This is a genomic window from Agrobacterium sp. DKPNP3, from assembly GCF_052686535.1.
Genome location: NZ_JBQYSN010000097.1, coordinates 1 through 18,322 on the forward strand (window position 1 = coordinate 1; position 18,322 = coordinate 18,322).

Here is an 18,322-nt window from a genome sequence, read left to right on the forward strand (position 1 = left end):
ATATTGGCGCCGCTGACGAGCTGGATGACCTCGCCTATGGCGCCGGGGGTGCCGATGTATTTCACCCACTGTTCGCCGAGCCAGGGGCCGATGGCGGGAAGGGCGGCGATCCAGTCTGGCACGGGGGCGCCGGTCTTGTTGACATGCACGGCCCACCCGAACCACTCGCGGATTTCACTCGCCGTATAGGAAGCGGCAATGAAGATCGGCACCACGAGGAAGGCGATGATGAGGATAATGGCGATGGTGGCGCCGAGGGTGGTGTTGCCGCCAACCTGCCGCAGCAGGCGGGTGTACACCGGCCAGCTGGCGAAACCGATGACGAGGGCCGCGAGAACAGGAACCAGGAAGCCGTGGAAGAAATAGATGCCGGCCAGCGCAACAAGAACCAGAAGCCAGCGCGCCGCCGAGATAGGCGGGATCAGGGCGATCCGCGTCGGGCTGGCGGGGCCAAGCCATCTCGGTTCGCCACTCTGCTTACGGCTGTCACTGTTACTCACGGCAGGCTTTTCTCCCAGTCTCCCCTAAGGGCGCATTCATTTTGTCATGCGGCTACATATAAGTGCAATATGACGCATTCACATTACCGTTGTGTGTTTATTGTGTAGGCTATTGAAGGATTTTGGTAAAAATAGCGCATCAGCCTTGGCTCGCGCATTGAAATATGACAATTGAACTCCGAATTTTTCGCGGTGTCAGATCGCCGCGCCCGATCTCCAGGTCATGCCATGCTTCGCCGTTTCTTTGCCTATTACCGCCCCTATCGCGGCCTGTTCATTCTCGATTTTTCCTGCGCGGTCCTTTCGGGCGTGCTCGAACTCGGCTTTCCGATGGCGGTCAAGGCCTTCGTCGATGTGCTTCTGCCGGGCGGTGAATGGGCGATCATTCTTGCCGCCTCCGTCGGGCTTCTGCTTATCTATGTGCTGAATACCGGGTTGATGGCGACAGTCACCTATTGGGGACACATGCTCGGCATCAATATCGAGACCGATATGCGCCGGCTCGCTTTCGATCACCTGCAAAAGCTCTCTTTCCGCTATTTCGATAACCAGAAGACCGGTCATCTCGTGGGTCGGCTGACCAAGGATCTGGAAGAGATCGGCGAGGTGGCGCATCACGGCCCCGAGGATCTGTTCATCGCCATCATGACCTTCATCGGCGCGTTCCTGCTGATGCTCTCGGTCAATGTCCCGCTCGCTCTCATCACGGCCGCCGTGGTGCCGGTCACTGCCTGGGTCACCAGCCGTTATGGCGGCCGCATGACGCAGAATTTTCGCGCGCTCTATGGCCGTGTGGGCGATTTCAACGCGCGGATCGAGGAGAATGTCGGGGGCATGCGGGTGGTGCAGGCCTTCGCCAATGAGGATCACGAGAGGGCGCTGTTCGAAAAGGACAACCAGAAATACCGCCGCACGAAGCTCGACGCCTACAAGATCATGGCGGCCAGCACCTCGCTGAGCTACATGAGCATGCGTCTGACACAGATGATCGTGATGATCTGCGGCGCATGGTTCGTGCTGAATGGCGACCTTACGGAGGGTGGCTTTGTCGGCTTCCTGCTTCTGGTCGGCGTATTTTTCCGGCCGGTGGAAAAGATCAATTCTGTCATCGAGACCTACCCGAAGGGCATCGCCGGTTTTCGCCGCTTCACCGAGCTTTTGGATACCGCCCCTGATATCGTCGATGCGCCCGATGCGGTGGACGCGCCCTTGCTGCGCGGCGATATCGAATACCGCCATGTCGGCTTCGGTTATGCCGAGGGCAAGCAGGTTCTCAGCAATATCGACCTGAAGATCAGCGCCGGCGAGACCGTGGCTTTCGTTGGCCCTTCGGGTGCCGGCAAGACGACGCTGTGCTCGCTGCTGCCGCGTTTTTATGACGTGACCAGCGGCGCGATCACCATTGACGGCATCGATATCAGAAAGATGAAGCTCGCCTCGCTGCGCAATCAGATCGGCATCGTGCAGCAGGATGTGTTCCTGTTCGGCGGCACGATCCGCGAGAATATCGAATATGGCCGGCTTGGCGCTTCAGATGCGGAGATCATGGAAGCGGCGCGGCGTGCCCGTCTCGATGGCGTCATCGAGGCCATGCCGCTCGGGCTCGATACCGTTATCGGTGAGCGCGGTGTTAAATTGTCCGGTGGGCAGAAGCAGCGCCTCGCCATTGCGCGCATGTTCCTGAAGAATCCGCCCATCCTGATTTTGGACGAGGCGACCTCGGCGCTCGACACCGAAACCGAACGGGCCATCCAGCAATCGCTGACGGAGCTTGCCAGGGGACGCACGACGCTTGTTATCGCTCACCGGCTGGCGACGATCCGTGACGCGTCGCGCATTGTGGTGGTGGACCAGACGGGCATTGCCGAGACAGGGGCGCATGCGGAGCTGCTGGCAGCGAAGGGCCACTATAGCCGCCTGCACGAGGCACAGTTCAGCGGGCATCTCGCGGGCCTCAGCTGACCGGCCCGGACGTCCTCTAACCTTTCGCTGCCTGTTCTTCGACAATGCCGGGGTTTGGCTCCGGCTTGCCGGGATGGCTGCTGACGAGGTAACCCATGGCGACGGCGGCCGCGACGACGAAGAGCAGCAGGACGCCGCTGATCGTCATCAGCCACTCGCGGGGCTTCTTGTGCCCCATGATGTAGTTCGGCCACCGGCTTGGATGGTTCACTACGTCGTTATTCCGGTGCTGTCGCATGAACTTCCCCAGATTTAAGCGTTTCGGTGAAAGATCAACGCCAGCGCTCCCGCGACTGTTCCGTTTGGGTGGCGAACGGGTGATGACAAGGACGTGAGGCTGCTCATTCACCCGCGCCGGAGCCGATCAGGCAGATTGAATGGCGATCCGGTTTCCCTCGCTGTCAGAAATCTCTGCGACGAAGAGGGCGTCATTCACCAGGGTTTTGGGAAATAGAAGCTTGCTACCATTGGCAAGGGCTCTGGCAATAACATCGTCCACATTAGCGACACTGAAATAGACGATCGCTCCATCTCGCGTCGGCACATAGGCCGGGCCTTCAGCAAGCGCGGTACTGGCGCCATTGCTGTTTTTGTCAAAAGGGAAATAGGCCATTCTGCTATCGTGGATCGCGACGATTTCGGCAAAGGGCACATCAAAAACCGCGCGATAGAAGCGGATCGCCCGATCAAGATCGGTCACGGGGATTTCGACATGGGCGACAATATTCATGCGCTTCTCCTCAGCCAGACTGACGCACTTTTCAATTTCTGATGGCGCCGATCTTTCTAGCGATGGCTGACATGGCGAGGCAATGGCGCGCGGTGTCGCGTCACCAGATTGTCAATTTTCCAGCACTCGCGTGACCGGTCGCAGTGCCGTAAATGCGCGCAAATCGCCACAAGCGGCAGCAAAAGTCAGCTTGCGTCCTGCGCCTCTTTATGCGAATGATTTGCAATTGCACTAATCAGATTTCCATTCAGAAAGCGCATAATATGGACAAGCCAGTCTTTGGATGGCGACGAAACGGCGACGATCTGTCGTTGTCCGATGTTCACTCCTCGATCCGGATCAAGCCGAATGCCGGCACGTTTCGCCGGGCCATGGCTTTTTTCGGCCCCGGCTATCTCGTTGCGGTCGGTTATATGGATCCCGGAAACTGGGCGACGTCGCTCGCTGGCGGCTCCAAGTTCGGCTATACGCTGCTGACAGTCGCGTTGGTCTCGAACATCATGGCGATCGTGCTGCAATCGCTCTGCGCCCGTCTTGCAATTGCCTCCGGCCGCGATCTCGCCCAGGCCTGCCGTGACGCTTATCCGAAGCCGGTGGCCATGCTGCTGTGGCTTCTGGCCGAAATCGCCATTATCGCCACCGATATTGCCGAGGTGATCGGCACGGCCATCGGCCTCAACCTCATCTTCGGCATTCCGCTCGAACTCGGCGTTCTCATTACCGCGCTCGATGTGTTCCTGATCCTTTATCTGCAGAGGCTCGGTTTCCGCTGGGTGGAGGCGCTGGTGATCACGCTGCTTGGCGTCATCGCGGTGTGTTTCGCCATTCAGGTGGCGCTCGCCGATCCTGACTGGGGGCAGGTGATCCTTGGTTTTGCGCCGACGACCGAAATCGTCACGAATCCTGACATGCTCTATCTGGCGCTCGGCATTCTCGGCGCGACCGTCATGCCGCATAATCTCTATCTGCATTCGGGCATCGTGCAGACCCGCGAAATCGGCGAGACGATTGCCGAGAAACGCGAGGCGCTGAAATTCGCGACCCTCGATTCCACCGTCGCGCTGATGTTCGCGCTCCTCATCAACGCCTCGATCCTCATTCTGGCGGCAGCGACCTTTTACAAGGCGGGGCAGACCAATGTCGCCGAACTCGGCGAGGCGCATAATCTGCTGGCGCCTCTGCTCGGCCTTGCCATTGCCCCGACGCTGTTCGGCGTGGCGCTCTTGTGCTGCGGCATCAACTCCACCGTCACGGCAACGCTCGCCGGCCAGATCGTGATGGAGGGTTTCCTCAAGATGCAGCTCGCCCCCTGGTTGCGCCGCCTCATCACCCGCGCCATCGCCATCATCCCCGCAGCCGGCGTGACGATATTTTATGGCGAGAGTGGCACGGGCGAACTGCTGATCCTGACGCAGGTGGTCTTAAGCCTGCAACTCTCCTTCGCCGTCTTCCCGCTGGTGATGTTCACCGGTGACAAGGCCAAGATGGGCGAGCTGCGCTCACCGCTCTGGCTCTCGGCCTTTGCATGGCTGATTGCGGTGGTGATTGCGGCGCTGAATGTGAAGTTGCTGATGGATTTTATCGGGTGAGGCGGGTCAAGCCGCGCCTTTACGAAGCGCGGCGGCCGTGCCCTCCGGATCAACGGCGATGACCTTGAGATAAGCGCGGGCCGGCTGGTCCGGCTCGCTACGCCCCTGTTCCCAATCACGCAGGGTGCCAAGCGGAATATGATAACGGGCGGAAAACTCCTCCTGCGTCAGCTTCAGAGCCCGGCGAATGATCTTGATGCGCGGCATTCTGCGAGCCGCGGCAAGTTGTTCGGCAGAAAGCGGCGGATTGTCGGGGTCGGCCAGCGCATTGGCCAGCGCTTCCTCGTCGGTCATGGCGTGAAGGCGGGCCCAGTCTGTTTGATCGATCTTGCCAGCCATTGTCCTTTACATCCGATAGCTCAAAAGACCTCAGTCGTTTTTTAGACGTCCATCTCAAATTGGCCGCCATATGCGCGGCTATATAGGCGAAGAAATTCGGATTTGTTGCTTGAGGCTCTCAACAACGCCATTACGCCTACTAGCTGACTTTTGAAGTGCTCTAGTCCAATCTCATCAGTTAGTAGTTGATGGTGGCGATGCTTTCTCTGCCAATTTGCATCGGGAGGATTTAACTCGTCCAAGCGCGGCAAAACTGGCTTCGGCAACTGTCTATATATGAGTTGACGCACCAATTTCCCGGCGTACCGGGGGCCTTTCGTGCTATTCGTGTATTTCCATCCGAAAACTCTGAATAGCTCCTTGAAGAAATCGCTCGGAACTGCCCGAATCCAAGGTCTATGCTCAACTAAGACATAAGCTTCAAGTATTTTTTGAAGCTCATCTTCTTCTCTAAATTTTTGAAAACCTGTTGCTTCATCTACAAGTGCAACAATACCTATTCGTTGGAGTGCGGATAGGATGACTTCACATTGATGAGCTATAAATAATTGTTGTTCTTGTAAAACTCCGAATCGTGCCGCATCAACCACGGCTTGGCAGAGTTGTGGGAAAAGCTCGGCCTCAAAAGCTAGAACTTCTATGCCATTTGGTTTTTTGATTTTGATTGGGTCAGCTAGTGCAGATAGCGCTTTTTGATCTAAAAAGCGGGAGATTCTATCACCCGAGGCAAACTGGCTAAGGCGTGTTCTCCCGGCGATCATTGATCCGCCGTCTGCGATGCCCATCGCTCTCTGCACGTCCGATGACATCAAGACACGTCTTTTGTCTTGAAGTACATAACACTCGATTGTCACATCGCCAAATTTTATCGGCTTTTCCGGAGACCCATGAATGGCGTCAACGGTACTGAACTTACCTAGCATGCCTTACCTCATGAGTTGAATCTACTATCTATTGGTGTTTTGCGTGATTCTGGTTTTGTTCCCTTTGAAAATCCAGCCCGACAAAAATGTCGGGCTGAAAATTTACTAGTTATCCACAGCTGTCTCAGCTGCAACCGCTCGTCGCACCGCAAGTATCGCACTTCTCGCAAGTGCCGTTCCGCACCATCGTGAAGTTCTGGCATTCCGAGCACATGTTGCCCGTATAGCCCTGAGCGATCGAGCGCATGCGGCGTTCGTTTTCGACCTTCTTGGCTTCCGTCTTGGCCGAAGCAGCGTCTGCGGCGGCCTTGTCGGAGAAGAGGGCGGTTGCCGTCTGCTGGGCTTCCTGGACGACCTCGTCGATCACTTCTTCGGCGATTTCTTCGGCCAGTTCCTTGGCGCGCTCTTCATAGTCCCGCTTGAAGGAGACGATTTCGGAGGTTGCGATGGCGACTGTCGGTTCCAGCTTGCGGGCGGCGGAGCCGGCGAAAGCCGTTACGTTGGCCGAGGCGCGGGCAGGGGCTGCCGTTGCCGAACCCTTGGGCTCGGAAGCGGTGCGCTCGCCGTCATTGCGGGACACGATGGTCGGCTTGTAACCGCGGGTCCAGCCGGTGGAAACGAGGTTGGTCTTGCCTTCCTGGATACCCTTGCCGAGCGCCGTGTTGGAGAAATCCGACGTATCGACATGGGCGAGATCGTGGCGGCCGAGATAGGAGACGGCGAGTTCGCGGAACACGTAGTCGAGGATCGACGTGGCGTTCTTGATCGCGTCGTTGCCCTGCACCATGCCGGCCGGTTCGAACTTGGTGAAGGTGAAGGCCTCCACATATTCTTCCAGCGGCACGCCGTATTGCAGGCCGAGCGAGATGGCGATGGCGAAGTTGTTCATCATCGCGCGGAAGGCGGCGCCTTCCTTGTGCATGTCGATGAAGATTTCGCCGATGCGGCCATCACCGAACTCACCGGTGCGCAGATAGACCTTGTGACCGCCCACTGTTGCCTTCTGGGTGTAACCCTGGCGGCGGTTCGGCAGCTTTTCACGCTCGCGCGAAACACGCTCAACGACGCGTTCAACGATCTTTTCGGTGATCGTCACGGCCTGCTGGGCGAGCGGCTGCTGGATCAGTTCTTCAACGAAGTCTTCGTCGTCCTCATCTTCCACCAGCGAGGCGTTCAGCGGCTGGGAAAGCTTGGAGCCATCGCGGTAAAGGGCGTTTGCCTTCAGCGCCAGCTTCCAGGAGAGCATGTAGGCTGCGCCGCAATCCTCAACGGTCGCATCGTTCGGCATGTTGATCGTCTTGGAGATCGCGCCCGAGATGAAGGGCTGAGCCGCCGCCATCATGCGGATATGCGATTCGACCGAGAGATAACGCTTGCCGATCTTGCCGCAGGGGTTGGCGCAATCGAAGACCGCCAGGTGCTCGTTCTTCAGGAACGGTGCGCCTTCCAGCGTCATCGCGCCGCAGACGTGCACGTTGGCCGCTTCGATGTCCTTCTTGCCGAAGCCGAGGTGCTCGAGCAGGTTGAAGCTCATGTCGGAGAGCTGCTCGTCGGAAACCTTCAGGGTTTCCTTGAGGAAGTCGGCGCCGAGCGTCCACTGGTTGAAGACGAACTTGATGTCGAAGGCGCTCTTCAGCGCGCCATTGACGGCCTCGATCTTCTCATCGGTGAAGCCCTTGGCCTTCAGCGTCGAGGGGTTGATGCCGGGAGCCTGGTTGAGATTGCCATGGCCGACAGCATAGGCCTCGATCTCGGCGATCTGGCTTTCGGAATAACCGAGCGACCGCAGCGCATCCGGAACGGCGCGGTTGATGATCTTGAAGTAGCCGCCGCCGGCGAGCTTCTTGAACTTCACCAGCGCGAAGTCGGGCTCGATGCCGGTCGTGTCGCAATCCATCACGAGGCCGATCGTGCCTGTCGGCGCGATAACGGTGGTCTGGGCGTTGCGGTAGCCGTGCTTTTCACCAAGTTCCAGCGCCTTGTCCCAGGCGGCTGTCGCGTGGGCGATCAGGTCCTGATCCGGGCAGTCGCCATGGATGAGCGCGACCGGGTTGACCGACAGGCCCTCATAACCGTCCGACTGGCCAAGGGCGGCGCGGCGGTGGTTGCGGATGACGCGCAGCATGTTGTCGCGGTTCGGCGCAAAGCCCGGGAAGGGGCCAAGCTCGCCGGCCATTTCGGCCGAGGTGGCATAGGACACGCCGGTCATGATGGCGGTCAGCGCACCGGCAATGGCGCGGCCTTCGGCGCTGTCATAGGGAATGCCCGAGGACATCAGGAGGCCGCCGATATTGGCGTAACCGAGGCCGAGCGTGCGGTACTCATAGGAGAGTTCGGCAATCTGGCGCGAGGGGAACTGCGCCATCATGACGGACACTTCGAGCACGACGGTCCACAGGCGAACGGCGTGTTCGTAATCGGCGATATCGATGCGCTTCGTCGCCTGATCCTTGAACTGCAGAAGGTTCAGCGAGGCGAGGTTGCAGGCCGTGTCGTCGAGGAACATGTATTCCGAGCACGGGTTGGAAGCGCGGATGGGGCCGGCCGCCGGCGAGGTGTGCCAGTCGTTCATCGTTGTGTTGAAGTGCAGACCCGGATCGGCAGACGCCCAGGCGGCGTGGGAAATCTTTTCCCAGAGGTCGCGGGCCTTCAGCGTCTTCATGACCTTGCCGTCCTTGCGGGCGGTGAGGTTCCAGTCGCCATCGTTCTCGACCGCGCGCAGGAAGTCGTCCTTCAGCGAGACGGAGTTGTTGGAGTTCTGGCCGGATACCGTAAGGTAGGCTTCCGAATCCCAGTCCGTGTCATAGGTCTTGAACTGAATGTCCTTGTAACCCTGCTCTGCGAACTGGATGACGCGCTTGACGTAGTTTTCCGGCACCATGTCCTTCTTGGCAGCGCGGATTTCGCGCTTCAGGGCAGGGTTCTTGGCCGGGTCGAAGCAATCGCCGTTGTCAGCTTCGCAGTTGACGCAGGCCTTCATGATCGCCTTCAGGTGCTTGGCGACGATCTTGGAACCGGTGACGAGAGCGGCAACCTTCTGCTCCTCGTTCACCTTCCAGTCGATATAGGCTTCGATATCGGGGTGATCGGCATCAACGACGACCATCTTGGCCGCACGGCGGGTCGTGCCGCCGGACTTGATGGCGCCGGCTGCGCGGTCGCCGATCTTGAGGAAGCTCATCAGGCCGGACGATTTGCCGCCGCCGGAGAGTTTTTCGCCTTCGCCGCGCAGATAGGAGAAGTTGGAGCCAGTGCCGGAGCCATATTTGAACAGGCGCGCTTCACGCACCCACAGGTCCATGATGCCGCCTTCATTAACGAGGTCGTCCTCGACGGACTGGATGAAGCAGGCATGCGGCTGCGGATGTTCGTAAGCGGACTTGGACTTGGTCAGCTTGCCGGTAAAGGGGTCGACGTAGAAGTGGCCCTGGCCCGGACCATCGATGCCATAGGCCCAGTGCAGGCCGGTGTTGAACCATTGCGGGGAGTTGGGGGCAACACGCTGGGTGGCGAGCATATAGGCAAGCTCATCCTTGAAGGCGGACGCATCTTCTTCGGACGAGAAATATTTGCCCTTCCAGCCCCAATAGGCCCAGGTGCCGGCCAGACGATCGAAAACCTGGCGCGCATCGGTCTCGGAGCCGTAGCGCTCGGCTTCCGGAACGTCCTTCAGCGCCTTTTCGTCGGCAACGGAGCGCCACAGGAAGGAAGGAACATCGTTCTCTTCGACCTTCTTCAGGAACTTTGGCACGCCGGCCTTGCGGAAATATTTCTGCGCCAGAACGTCGGTCGCAACCTGGCTGAACTGCGCGGGAACGTCGATGTCAGCCAGACGGAACACGATGGATCCATCCGGGTTCTTGATTTCACTGACGGCCTTGCGGAAGTCGATCTCCGCGTAAGGCGATTGGCCGGGCTTCGTGAAGCGGCGTTCAATGCGCATGGTTTCTGTCCTCGTCCATTGGGGCGCCCGGTGAAAGGCGCAAAAATCCGATCCAGCCGTGCGATGCCTTCGCGCAGCCGGTTGTTGCCGATCTGATAGGGATGTTCATCCTTGGATGTCACCCCTGTATCTCGTGTTTAAGATGGCTGCAAGCCTACTATATATAGTATTAACACATTCTTGCTGCCAGTCCCCGCGTGTTGTTTTTGGCGGTTCCACACGGCGCAGAAAAGCCATCGGCGAACCGCCCCCTCATGGCCGGGACGCCGTTTGGACACGCGCGCTCAAGATGGAGAAGAACCGGCCTCGTTACTTTCCGGTCCGTTGCCGCCGCAACATAAGTGTCACTTTCCTCTCGTGACACAGATTCGTCAAGCCATAGATTGAAACCCATTTTTAACCACAAGATATTGTGTGGAGTGCCTGTGGAAAACGGGGATAGGAAAAGCGAATAGAAAAATCAGTGACTTGGCGGGAAAATTTGAAGCTTGCGCGAGGCTGGTTTCCGCAACGGAAAGGAGAAACCCTGCATTTCCGGGGTGAGGCATAATGGCGACACTGCGGTTTTTCCGTGTTTTTCGCATTTGTCAGAAAAGACGTTTCTCCACAAAAAACCGCCCTCGGTGGGGCGGCGAAAGAGTGGATATTGCTGGGGGGCGAAGTTTGCGCGGTTGTTGCATCCGCACTCCGTCACCCCGGACCAGATCCGGGGTCCAGCGCGATCAAGTCCCTGATCGCGAACGACTTTCTCACGGCGCAGACGCGCCGTGGCTGGATTCCGGCTCAAGGCCGTAATGACGGAAGAGAAATGGGTTCCCCTGTGGGCACTCAGCCGCGAGATCCCTTGGCGATCGGCTCCTGATAGGTGAAGCCCATGTCCCAGGGGAAATAGATCCAGGTGTCCTGGCTCACTTCGGTGACGAAGGTATCGATGGTCGGCACACCCTTCGGCTTGGCGTAAACGCAGGCAAAATGCGCTTTCGGCAACATCTCGCGCACTTCGAGTGCCGTTTTGCCGGTATCGGTGAGGTCGTCGACAACAAGCACGCCTTCGCCGGCGTCGGTCGTCAACTCGGGGGCTACGCCTTTCAGGAGAACCGTATCGCCCTGATTGACGTAGTCATGGCGCGTGGCGATGCAGACGGTGTCGATCAGGCGGATGTTGAGTTCACGGGAAATGATCGCCGCCGGAACGAGGCCGCCGCGGGTGATACAGACGATCGCGCGAAACTCTTTGTCGAGGCCGGCAAGACGCCAGGCGAGCGCACGGGCGTCGCGGTGAAACTGGTCCCAGGAAACGGGAAAGGCTTTATCGGGAAGGGACATGTCGTCTACCATCTGGTCAAAATTGTCGATGGCTTTGGCTAATAGCGGCAAGACAGGCAAAAAGGCAAGCGTTCCGCAAAAAGGTGAGTGCGGGAGATTACGGCTTGGTTCTTCTCCCCACGGGGGAGAAGGTGGCCCGAAGGGCCGGATGAGGGGGCAACGGTAGAGATATGCGGAGAGCTTGCCCCTTATCCCGCTGCCGCGGACTTCTCCCCGGCGGGGAGAAGAAACAAGCGGCAATCGCCCGCTTCATGTCGGATGTTGAGGGGTTATCCGCACCCGATCCATTTTCAGCGCGACAGCAATGTCATCGCCGTCATGGAATCGAGCAGCGTGCGGGTGACGCCGCCAAACAGCAGTTCCCACCAGCGGGAATGGCCGTAGGCGCCCATGACAAGAAGGTCGATGCTGTTGTCGGAGAGGCGGTTCTCGATGGCAGCCTGCGCCGAAATTCCGGCGATCTTTTCCTGCGAGGTGACGGTGACATTGACGCCGTGGCGGGCAAGCGTGGCGGCGAGTTCGGTGCCGGCGAGACCGGCAGACTGCGTTTCGCTTTCCGCCTGGTCGACGGAGAAGATTTCGACGCTATCGGCGGCTTTGAGGAAGGGCAGGGCATCGAAGGTGGCGCGGGTTGCCTCGCGCGAGCCGTTCCAGGCGATCAGGACCCGTTTGATCGGTTTGGCAACCGTCAGCACATGCGGCACGAGGAGAACGGGACGACCGCTTTCGTAGAGGAAACTGTCGATATCCGTGCGGCTGTCTGATAGTGCTGAGGAATTGCTCTGGCGGGCGACGATGAGGTCGGCGCAGCGGGCGCTGTCAATCGCGGCAGACGAGGCGTAGCCAACGGATGTGACGAAGCTGCGCCACTCATGCGAGATGCCGTTTTCTGACAGCGTGCGCTCAAAAATCGTGCCGACATCGGTGGTTTCCTTATGCGCCACATCCTGCAGCGCCTGCACGGTGGCGGGATCGGGGATTTCCATCGGTGCGACGAGTGGAACGGCGGCCAGCGTTTCCATGTGCAGGCCGATCACATGTGAGGAAAACTGGTCGGCAAGGCCGACCACGAATTCGCCGAGCTTCTGCGTGTTCGAAACATTGTCGACCACTGCCAGGATCGTTTTGTAACCCATTTTTCTCTCCTCGGTGACATTTCGTTGCGGTGGGGAGAATGGCCGTCTTTGCTGATGGCCACCTTGATTTTGGTCAATGTTGCGTACGTTCGCCTCAGGCGGTGGCATCACCCTTGCTGGCGGTCAGTTGCTTCTCCTGGCCGATCGCTTCGATCATGGCCGCCACGGCATCGGCGGCCGCCTTCAGCACGCCGGCATCGCGGGCGCGCACGACGATTTCGGTTGAAAATCGCTGCCCGTCATATTTCGGGTAGGAACCGATGCTGGTTTCGGGATGGGCCTTCTGGATAGCCGTCAGCGGCGTGCCGATATCGCCTTCGCCATAGGGCGAGCGCACCGCCTGCGACATGACCTTGGCGCCGGTGCGCAGGGTCGGCATGACATTGTCGAGCATGGCCTGGAATACCTGCGGCACGCCGGCCATGACATAAACATTGCCGATGATGAAGCCGGGGGCGACGGAAACGGGATTGGCGATATGGGCCGCGCCTCTGGGCATGCGCGCCATGCGCTTGCGCGCCTCGGTGAACTCCATCTCGCGGGCGCGATACATGTCCCCCAGCAGGCGCAATGCCTCGGCATCGTGTTCGCAGGGCAGGCCAAACGCCGCAGAAACCGCATCCGCGGTGATGTCGTCATGGGTCGGGCCGATCCCACCTGATGTGAAGACGTAATCGTATCGGCTGCGCAGCGCATTGAGTGCGTCGACGATCGCATCTTCCTCATCGGCAACAATGCGCACCTCCTTGAGGTCGATGCCAGACATGGTCAGCACATCCGCAAGGTGGCCGATGTTCTTGTCCTTGGTGCGGCCGGACAGAAGCTCGTCGCCGATGGCGAGCATGGCGGCGGTGACAACGGAAGAGGTCGAGGAGGGACTGGACATGGGTGCACTCGTGATCTGTTTTACGTGACGTTAGACCCGCGCCAGCGCGAATGCAAAGCTGTTTTAAAGAAACGCAGAATATGGAATTATTTGACGATGGCCTGGAGTGTTCAGTGATCGTGAACAGTGCGTATGCCAATCACCGGCTGGTGAGATAGCGGCCCGTCCGCTACTCTCTTGTCATACGGTTTTTACAGGTTAAGGCCGATGATCATCGAGTTTTTAAAGAAGCTTGTCGCCGGTACGCCGGAAACAGTTCCAGCAAAGGAAACGCAGAGAATGACGAAGGTTCTGGTACTCTATTATTCCTCCTACGGCCATATTGAGAAAATGGCCTATGCAGTTGCCGAAGGCGTGAAGTCCACCGGCGCGGAAGCCGTGGTGAAGCGCGTTCCCGAACTGGTTCCGGAAGAAGTCGCCAAGTCCTCGCACTTCAAGATGGATCAACCTGCACCCGTAGCGACGGTGGACGAACTGGCCGAATATGACGCCATCATCGTCGGTGCCGGCACACGTTTCGGCACGGTTGCCTCGCAGATGCGCAACTTCTGGGACCAGACCGGCGGCCTTTGGTTCAACGGGAAGCTCGTCGGCAAGGTCGGCTCGGCCTTCACTTCGACAGCCACCCAGCACGGAGGTCAGGAATCGACCATTCTCGGTTTCATTCCCACTTTCCTGCACCATGGCATGGCCGTTGTCGGCCTGCCCTATGCTTTCCAGGGCCAGATGGGTGTCGATGAAATCAAGGGCGGTTCGCCTTATGGCGCTTCCACCATCACCGATGGGGACGGGTCCCGCCAGCCTTCGGAGATCGAACTGGAAGGCGCGCGGTTCCAGGGAGCCCATGTGGCGAAGATTGCCGCCAAGCTATCTGCCTGAGCCAAACCCTCTCAAAAAAGAAATGCGGCCCGAAAGGCCGCATTTTCTTGCCCCGGCGGTATTTAGAGCCGGGCCGTCCGATAATTTTTAAGGAGCTTCAGATCGGCAGATTGACCATCAAAAGGCAACTCGCGACCACGACGCCGATCATCGAAATTTCAAGAAAACTGTTAAGACCGTCACGCATATCAATCCTCCTTGTGATAGGCGAAAAGAGAACGATCAGAGCTTGCGGCAGTTCCATGACGGAAGAACGAAATTCAGGATTTTTTAAGACGTTCCTGATGGTCGCGCCGTCGCGACTTAGCCGGTGACAACAAAGGCGACGACGAGATGGCCGATCAACCCGATCGCCAGGCAGGAAAGAAGAAATATAAACAGTGCTTTTTTCATGTTCGACAATGCTTCCGTCTGTTGCGATTGGTCGAGCAAGCCACCGGCAGAATGGCGGCACCTAACTGGCCTACGCTGCGAGAATATCAGGCCTTGAGATCGAGACCCGCTTCGATTGCTGCCGCGATGAAGGCCTTGCGGGCATCCTCGGGCTTTTTGCGACCGGCATCGACGGCGGCGCAAACGAGAAGCGCCCTGTCGAGCGCCTCGCCATCCTCGATCGGCCAATCCTCGATCAGCGCCCATGAGGCCGCCTGTGTGGTGTCGATGCTCGTGTAGTCGCCCGGCGTTTCAAAGGCGATCAGAACGGGTTTCTGCCAGCGCGTATTCATCGCCTATCCGTAATGGTTGTCGTGTCCGGCTCTAAACCAAGCGGCTGGCCTGCGCAATGCCGTCAGCGGGCCAATTCAGCCGGCGAGGGTGCGGTCAGTCGTCGCGCCCGAATAGCCAGTCACGGATGATGCGGCGGTCGATAAGCTCCAGCGAGCGATCGGGCGCAATGCGGTAGGTCTCGACGGCCCTCGTGCTGCCATCGATGCGGAACTCGTGCTTGAAGGTGCTTCCGATCGGCGATTTCGTCAGCTTTGTGCGCGGCTGTCCCCGATAGGTGATGCTGCCGGGAATGGGCTCCACATAGGGCGCCGGACCGACATAAGCGCCGGGCCCGCCGGTGCTGCATCCGGCGAGTAAGAGTGCAAGGGCTATTGTGGCCGATGATGCGAGCGTTCTCATCCTGTCCTCCCGAATACGAGCCCGAATACGCCAGTAAAAACGATATGAAGGCACGGCGGTTCCCCGAGACGCGCGCCCTCAGATGAATTCCGGCGCTACTTGTGCTTCGGACCCTGAATATCGTGGGCGACCCAGCGAAAGAAAAAGTAGATGAAGAGCGCAAAGATGAAAAGCGGGATGAGGTTTGCAAAACCGGACATGTGATTCTCGTTTCTCCCTCCCGGTCCCGGTCTAGCCGCAGCAAAGCCGTGAAGGCAAGGGAAAGGCGAGCGTGGCTGCTCACATATTAGTGTTTTCGCATGTCGGTTGGGAGCCGGCGGGGAGGGGCGGGAGAGATCCGGCGCACTGCCAGCGATGCCGGATCTTTCCGTCTCCCGCCGGTTTTCTGGAACGGGTGACTGGGTTGAATATGAACAACAACTGCCGATAGATATAGGCTGAGAAATCACCTCGAAAAAATTGTATTTCCGGCCGCGTCCCGTACAGCGCCATCGTTCCGATCAGCATAGACGCGGCTGGATGTAACTCGTTGAAACAGAACGGGATGTCGACCAGAATTTCGCTGTCGAAACCGCAGCAAGGGGAACTTTTTGTTCGCCAAGACATTTAGCCGGGCAGATACATGCCAACAGTGGAGGGTTACACATGCTCGGCACGATCCTTGTCATCCTGCTCATTCTGTTTCTGATCGGCGCATTGCCGAGCTGGGGATACCATAATTACGGTTACGGTCCGTCGGGCGGTCTGGGACTGGTTCTGGTGATCGTCCTGATCCTCGTGCTTCTCGGGCGTATTTAAAGTCTCGCCCCCCGGAAAATCGGCAGCAGCCCGTATCCGGCACATAAAGCGCCGGATACGGGCTCTGTTTTTCGAAATGACGCCTTGAGGCAAAAAGCCTCGCAATCTGAGGCGCTTAACGGAAATGACCCTGCTGTGTGATCTCGGGGTCCGAAAAAACAACACATTCCGAATGAACCCTCTTGCGCCCATAATGGATTCGTTCTAAATGCCCGCCATCGCTTGATTGATGAGCGTGTGAGGCCTCGTGGCGGAGTGGTGACGCAGAGGACTGCAAATCCTTGTACCCCGGTTCAATTCCGGGCGAGGCCTCCAAAAAAACTCCCACATTGGTGTTTTGTTGTATCTCCGGTCCGCGGATGTTACGAGCGCATGCTGTCTTCGGCGGCCATGCGGGAGGAGAATGTGGATCAGGGTGAGCGGGACATCGCGGGCGAGGGTGGCAAGAGAAGGCTTTGGCCGTGGCTGCTCGTGGGCGTTGTCAGTATCATGGCGATTTATGCCTATGTAACGACGATCGAGATGATTGAGGAGACGGCGCGGCTCTGGAGCGATCTCGTGCAGCTGTTCTGGTGGATCATGCCTGACATTCCCGCTTCCTGACGACCTATCCTGCGTCGATTGCGAGAAATTTGCATCATTCGCCTGCGCTTTTTGAGACGGGAGCCGATGAGCGCGCTTGAAAGCGCAGCGTCTGCCAACTATGAGATTGTTCTAACGGCCGGCTGCATCTTCCGGCCTGGGCTCAATTTTGGCCCCTATCCTTGAAATTGAGGCGATAAGGACATGATGGATTTCGAAACCGCACGCGCCAATATGGTCGACAGCCAGCTGCGCACGACCGACGTAACGTCGCACTCGGTGCTCAAGGCGTTTCTGAGCGTGCCGCGCGAGGCGTTCGTGCCGGCCGGCGTGCGCCAGATTGCCTATGTGGACGAAGATCTCCAGATCTGTCCCGCCCGGGATGGCCGTCCGGCCCGTTACATCATGAAGGCGTCGCCGCTGGCGAAACTTCTGCAGCTTGCCGCTGTTTCCAAGGAAGACGTGGTGCTGGAGATCGGTGGCGGTTGCGGTTATGCGGCCGCCATCCTGTCGCAGCTTGCCGGTTCCGTCGTGTCGCTGGAGAGCGACGAAGCTCTTGCCGCGCAGGCAACCGAAACGCTGGCGTCCCTCGGCTACGACAATGTTGCCGTCGTCACGGGTGATCTGGCCAAGGGCTATGCGAGCGAAGCGCCTTACGATCTCATCTTCCTCAATGGCTCGGTGGAAGAAGTTCCGGCGGCGCTGACGGACCAGCTGCGCGACGGCGGACGCCTTGTCGTTGTTGTCGGATATGGCAATGCCGCAAAGGCCACCGTCTATCGCCGTGATGGCAATAGCACATCTGCGGCGACATTCTTTAACGCATCGGTCAAGCCGCTGCCCGGTTTCGCCAAGGCGGCCGAATTCGTTTTCTAATCGGCTGACAATCAGCTGCCTTGTTAATGCCGGCGCGTATTTTTCGCGCCGGCTTTTTCATGTCCGAACCACTGTGCAGCACTTCTTCCCCGGTCCCCAGAGAAAGCTGTGCATCACCACGAAACGCATCGAATCACTGATTTAGTTCCTGATGCTGCTGACTTACACTAAGGGTGATTCGGGGTGTGCGTATTTCTGCCCCGTGAGACCTGGGACAGGGACAGCGGAGCGCCAAGGCACTTTTGCCCGTCATGTTTCAGAACATCGGCGCGACAACCATTTCGGTTGCCGCGAGGCGGTGTGCGAATTGAACAGGTCAAAGGCGCTTATGCCGTATCCAAGGGTGTGGCGGGTGCTTGAAAAAGTGGAAACCGGGGATTGATATGGCCCAGCCAAGCGTAGCGCGTGAACCGTCCATGGAAGAGATTCTGGCATCTATCCGCCGGATCATAGAGAGCAACGAACCCGGACCTGCCGGCGCGTTTTCGGGGCCCTTGCCGCCGGTTTACGATGATGAAGACGAGGCTGCGAGTGAGAGCCCGTTCCTTGCCGAGCCCGTCAGCCCGCCGGCCCGCGTTCCCCCCGCCGCAAATCAGCCTTATGGTGCACGCCCCGCGCCGGAATTTTCGCCGGTTTCCGCAAGTGCGGTAAGCGAACGGCAGGAAACCGCCGCGGAAAAGACCATGTCGCTTGCCGATGTCGCCGCCCGTGTGCGGGCCGCGGCCGAC

Annotated in this window: 16 protein-coding genes, 1 tRNA gene and 2 pseudogenes; 8 read left to right on the forward strand and 11 right to left on the reverse strand. The window is 58.6% G+C overall.

Annotated elements, in window-relative coordinates; all coding sequences use genetic code 11:
* A pseudogene (locus ACUTJJ_RS20935) lies at positions 1 to 500 on the reverse strand (AI-2E family transporter); the annotation flags it as partial.
* A 228-nt stretch (positions 501 to 728) separates the two neighbouring features.
* On the opposite strand from ACUTJJ_RS20935, the gene ACUTJJ_RS20940 reads away from it, so the two are divergent.
* Positions 729 to 2,462 (forward strand): ABC transporter ATP-binding protein, encoded by a 1,734-nt coding sequence (locus ACUTJJ_RS20940; protein WP_063949106.1) that lies wholly within the window; start codon positions 729 to 731, stop codon positions 2,460 to 2,462.
* A 16-nt stretch (positions 2,463 to 2,478) separates the two neighbouring features.
* Here ACUTJJ_RS20940 and ACUTJJ_RS20945 read toward each other — a convergent pair whose 3' ends face one another.
* Both ACUTJJ_RS20945 and ACUTJJ_RS20950 read right to left on the reverse strand, forming a co-directional pair.
* Positions 2,479 to 2,700 (reverse strand): hypothetical protein, encoded by a 222-nt coding sequence (locus ACUTJJ_RS20945; RefSeq protein WP_063948826.1) that lies wholly within the window; start codon positions 2,698 to 2,700, stop codon positions 2,479 to 2,481.
* 126 nt (positions 2,701 to 2,826) lie between these two features.
* Entirely contained in the window at positions 2,827 to 3,192 is a 366-nt protein-coding gene (locus ACUTJJ_RS20950) for a VOC family protein (RefSeq protein WP_445543311.1), read from the reverse strand.
* A gap of 263 nt (positions 3,193 to 3,455) precedes the next feature.
* Between ACUTJJ_RS20950 and ACUTJJ_RS20955 the strand changes: the two genes are divergently transcribed.
* Positions 3,456 to 4,781, forward strand: coding sequence for an Nramp family divalent metal transporter (locus ACUTJJ_RS20955; protein WP_445543312.1), 1,326 nt, complete (start codon positions 3,456 to 3,458; stop codon positions 4,779 to 4,781).
* Between the two features lie 6 nt (positions 4,782 to 4,787).
* On the opposite strand, the gene ACUTJJ_RS20960 is transcribed toward ACUTJJ_RS20955, so the two are convergent.
* The 6 genes from ACUTJJ_RS20960 to ACUTJJ_RS20985 form a co-directional block, all read right to left on the reverse strand.
* Positions 4,788 to 5,120 (reverse strand): helix-turn-helix domain-containing protein, encoded by a 333-nt coding sequence (locus tag ACUTJJ_RS20960; RefSeq protein ID WP_445543313.1) that lies wholly within the window; start codon positions 5,118 to 5,120, stop codon positions 4,788 to 4,790.
* A gap of 41 nt (positions 5,121 to 5,161) precedes the next feature.
* Positions 5,162 to 6,043: a P63C domain-containing protein gene (locus ACUTJJ_RS20965; protein ID WP_445543314.1), complete on the reverse strand. Its 882-nt coding sequence runs from the start codon at positions 6,041 to 6,043 to the stop codon at positions 5,162 to 5,164.
* 124 nt (positions 6,044 to 6,167) lie between these two features.
* On the reverse strand, positions 6,168 to 9,986 hold the full coding sequence (locus ACUTJJ_RS20970; protein WP_445543315.1) for a vitamin B12-dependent ribonucleotide reductase: 3,819 nt from the start codon (positions 9,984 to 9,986) through the stop codon (positions 6,168 to 6,170).
* A gap of 828 nt (positions 9,987 to 10,814) precedes the next feature.
* Positions 10,815 to 11,312 carry a xanthine phosphoribosyltransferase gene (gpt, locus tag ACUTJJ_RS20975; protein WP_445543316.1) on the reverse strand — a complete coding sequence of 166 codons (498 nt, stop codon included), beginning with the start codon at positions 11,310 to 11,312 and terminating at the stop codon, positions 10,815 to 10,817.
* 290 nt (positions 11,313 to 11,602) lie between these two features.
* On the reverse strand, positions 11,603 to 12,448 hold the full coding sequence (locus ACUTJJ_RS20980; protein ID WP_063948831.1) for a universal stress protein: 846 nt from the start codon (positions 12,446 to 12,448) through the stop codon (positions 11,603 to 11,605).
* A 94-nt stretch (positions 12,449 to 12,542) separates the two neighbouring features.
* Positions 12,543 to 13,334, reverse strand: coding sequence for a competence/damage-inducible protein A (locus ACUTJJ_RS20985; RefSeq protein ID WP_445543317.1), 792 nt, complete (start codon positions 13,332 to 13,334; stop codon positions 12,543 to 12,545).
* Positions 13,335 to 13,613: 279 nt separating this feature from the next.
* Between ACUTJJ_RS20985 and wrbA the strand changes: the two genes are divergently transcribed.
* A complete protein-coding gene (gene wrbA, locus ACUTJJ_RS20990) occupies positions 13,614 to 14,213 on the forward strand; it encodes an NAD(P)H:quinone oxidoreductase type IV (protein ID WP_063949109.1) in 600 nt (199 codons plus the stop codon).
* Between the two features lie 479 nt (positions 14,214 to 14,692).
* On the opposite strand, the gene ACUTJJ_RS20995 is transcribed toward wrbA, so the two are convergent.
* Positions 14,693 to 14,938, reverse strand: coding sequence for a DUF982 domain-containing protein (locus ACUTJJ_RS20995; protein WP_445543318.1), 246 nt, complete (start codon positions 14,936 to 14,938; stop codon positions 14,693 to 14,695).
* 94 nt (positions 14,939 to 15,032) lie between these two features.
* Positions 15,033 to 15,338: a hypothetical protein gene (locus ACUTJJ_RS21000; protein ID WP_144574044.1), complete on the reverse strand. Its 306-nt coding sequence runs from the start codon at positions 15,336 to 15,338 to the stop codon at positions 15,033 to 15,035.
* A gap of 645 nt (positions 15,339 to 15,983) precedes the next feature.
* Between ACUTJJ_RS21000 and ACUTJJ_RS21005 the strand changes: the two genes are divergently transcribed.
* The 5 genes and pseudogenes from ACUTJJ_RS21005 to popZ form a co-directional block, all read left to right on the forward strand.
* On the forward strand, positions 15,984 to 16,136 hold the full coding sequence (locus ACUTJJ_RS21005; RefSeq protein WP_003495626.1) for a DUF3309 family protein: 153 nt from the start codon (positions 15,984 to 15,986) through the stop codon (positions 16,134 to 16,136).
* A gap of 241 nt (positions 16,137 to 16,377) precedes the next feature.
* A tRNA-Cys gene (locus ACUTJJ_RS21010) sits at positions 16,378 to 16,451 on the forward strand.
* A 57-nt stretch (positions 16,452 to 16,508) separates the two neighbouring features.
* Positions 16,509 to 16,739: a hypothetical protein gene (locus tag ACUTJJ_RS21015; protein WP_445543319.1), complete on the forward strand. Its 231-nt coding sequence runs from the start codon at positions 16,509 to 16,511 to the stop codon at positions 16,737 to 16,739.
* 183 nt (positions 16,740 to 16,922) lie between these two features.
* Positions 16,923 to 17,594: a protein-L-isoaspartate O-methyltransferase family protein gene (locus ACUTJJ_RS21020; protein ID WP_063948836.1), complete on the forward strand. Its 672-nt coding sequence runs from the start codon at positions 16,923 to 16,925 to the stop codon at positions 17,592 to 17,594.
* Positions 17,595 to 17,977: 383 nt separating this feature from the next.
* Positions 17,978 to 18,322 (forward strand): annotated as a pseudogene (popZ, locus tag ACUTJJ_RS21025) (cell division protein PopZ); the annotation flags it as partial.

What these genes read in the sequence shown, in the direction of transcription:
- ACUTJJ_RS21020 (WP_063948836.1), top strand. Translation starts at nt 16,923, where the DNA reads ATGATGGATTTCGAAACCGCACGCGCCAATATGGTCGACAGCCAGCTG.
- ACUTJJ_RS20955 (WP_445543312.1), top strand. Translation starts at nt 3,456, where the DNA reads ATGGACAAGCCAGTCTTTGGATGGCGACGAAACGGCGACGATCTGTCG.
- ACUTJJ_RS21000 (WP_144574044.1), bottom strand. Translation starts at nt 15,338, where the DNA reads ATGAGAACGCTCGCATCATCGGCCACAATAGCCCTTGCACTCTTACTC.
- ACUTJJ_RS20950 (WP_445543311.1), bottom strand. Translation starts at nt 3,192, where the DNA reads ATGAATATTGTCGCCCATGTCGAAATCCCCGTGACCGATCTTGATCGG.
- ACUTJJ_RS20960 (WP_445543313.1), bottom strand. Translation starts at nt 5,120, where the DNA reads ATGGCTGGCAAGATCGATCAAACAGACTGGGCCCGCCTTCACGCCATG.
- ACUTJJ_RS20985 (WP_445543317.1), bottom strand. Translation starts at nt 13,334, where the DNA reads ATGTCCAGTCCCTCCTCGACCTCTTCCGTTGTCACCGCCGCCATGCTC.
- ACUTJJ_RS20995 (WP_445543318.1), bottom strand. Translation starts at nt 14,938, where the DNA reads ATGAATACGCGCTGGCAGAAACCCGTTCTGATCGCCTTTGAAACGCCG.
- ACUTJJ_RS20945 (WP_063948826.1), bottom strand. Translation starts at nt 2,700, where the DNA reads ATGCGACAGCACCGGAATAACGACGTAGTGAACCATCCAAGCCGGTGG.
- ACUTJJ_RS21005 (WP_003495626.1), top strand. Translation starts at nt 15,984, where the DNA reads ATGCTCGGCACGATCCTTGTCATCCTGCTCATTCTGTTTCTGATCGGC.
- gpt (WP_445543316.1), bottom strand. Translation starts at nt 11,312, where the DNA reads ATGTCCCTTCCCGATAAAGCCTTTCCCGTTTCCTGGGACCAGTTTCAC.
- wrbA (WP_063949109.1), top strand. Translation starts at nt 13,614, where the DNA reads ATGACGAAGGTTCTGGTACTCTATTATTCCTCCTACGGCCATATTGAG.
- ACUTJJ_RS20965 (WP_445543314.1), bottom strand. Translation starts at nt 6,043, where the DNA reads ATGCTAGGTAAGTTCAGTACCGTTGACGCCATTCATGGGTCTCCGGAA.
- ACUTJJ_RS20970 (WP_445543315.1), bottom strand. Translation starts at nt 9,986, where the DNA reads ATGCGCATTGAACGCCGCTTCACGAAGCCCGGCCAATCGCCTTACGCG.
- ACUTJJ_RS20980 (WP_063948831.1), bottom strand. Translation starts at nt 12,448, where the DNA reads ATGGGTTACAAAACGATCCTGGCAGTGGTCGACAATGTTTCGAACACG.
- ACUTJJ_RS20940 (WP_063949106.1), top strand. Translation starts at nt 729, where the DNA reads ATGCTTCGCCGTTTCTTTGCCTATTACCGCCCCTATCGCGGCCTGTTC.
- ACUTJJ_RS21015 (WP_445543319.1), top strand. Translation starts at nt 16,509, where the DNA reads ATGCTGTCTTCGGCGGCCATGCGGGAGGAGAATGTGGATCAGGGTGAG.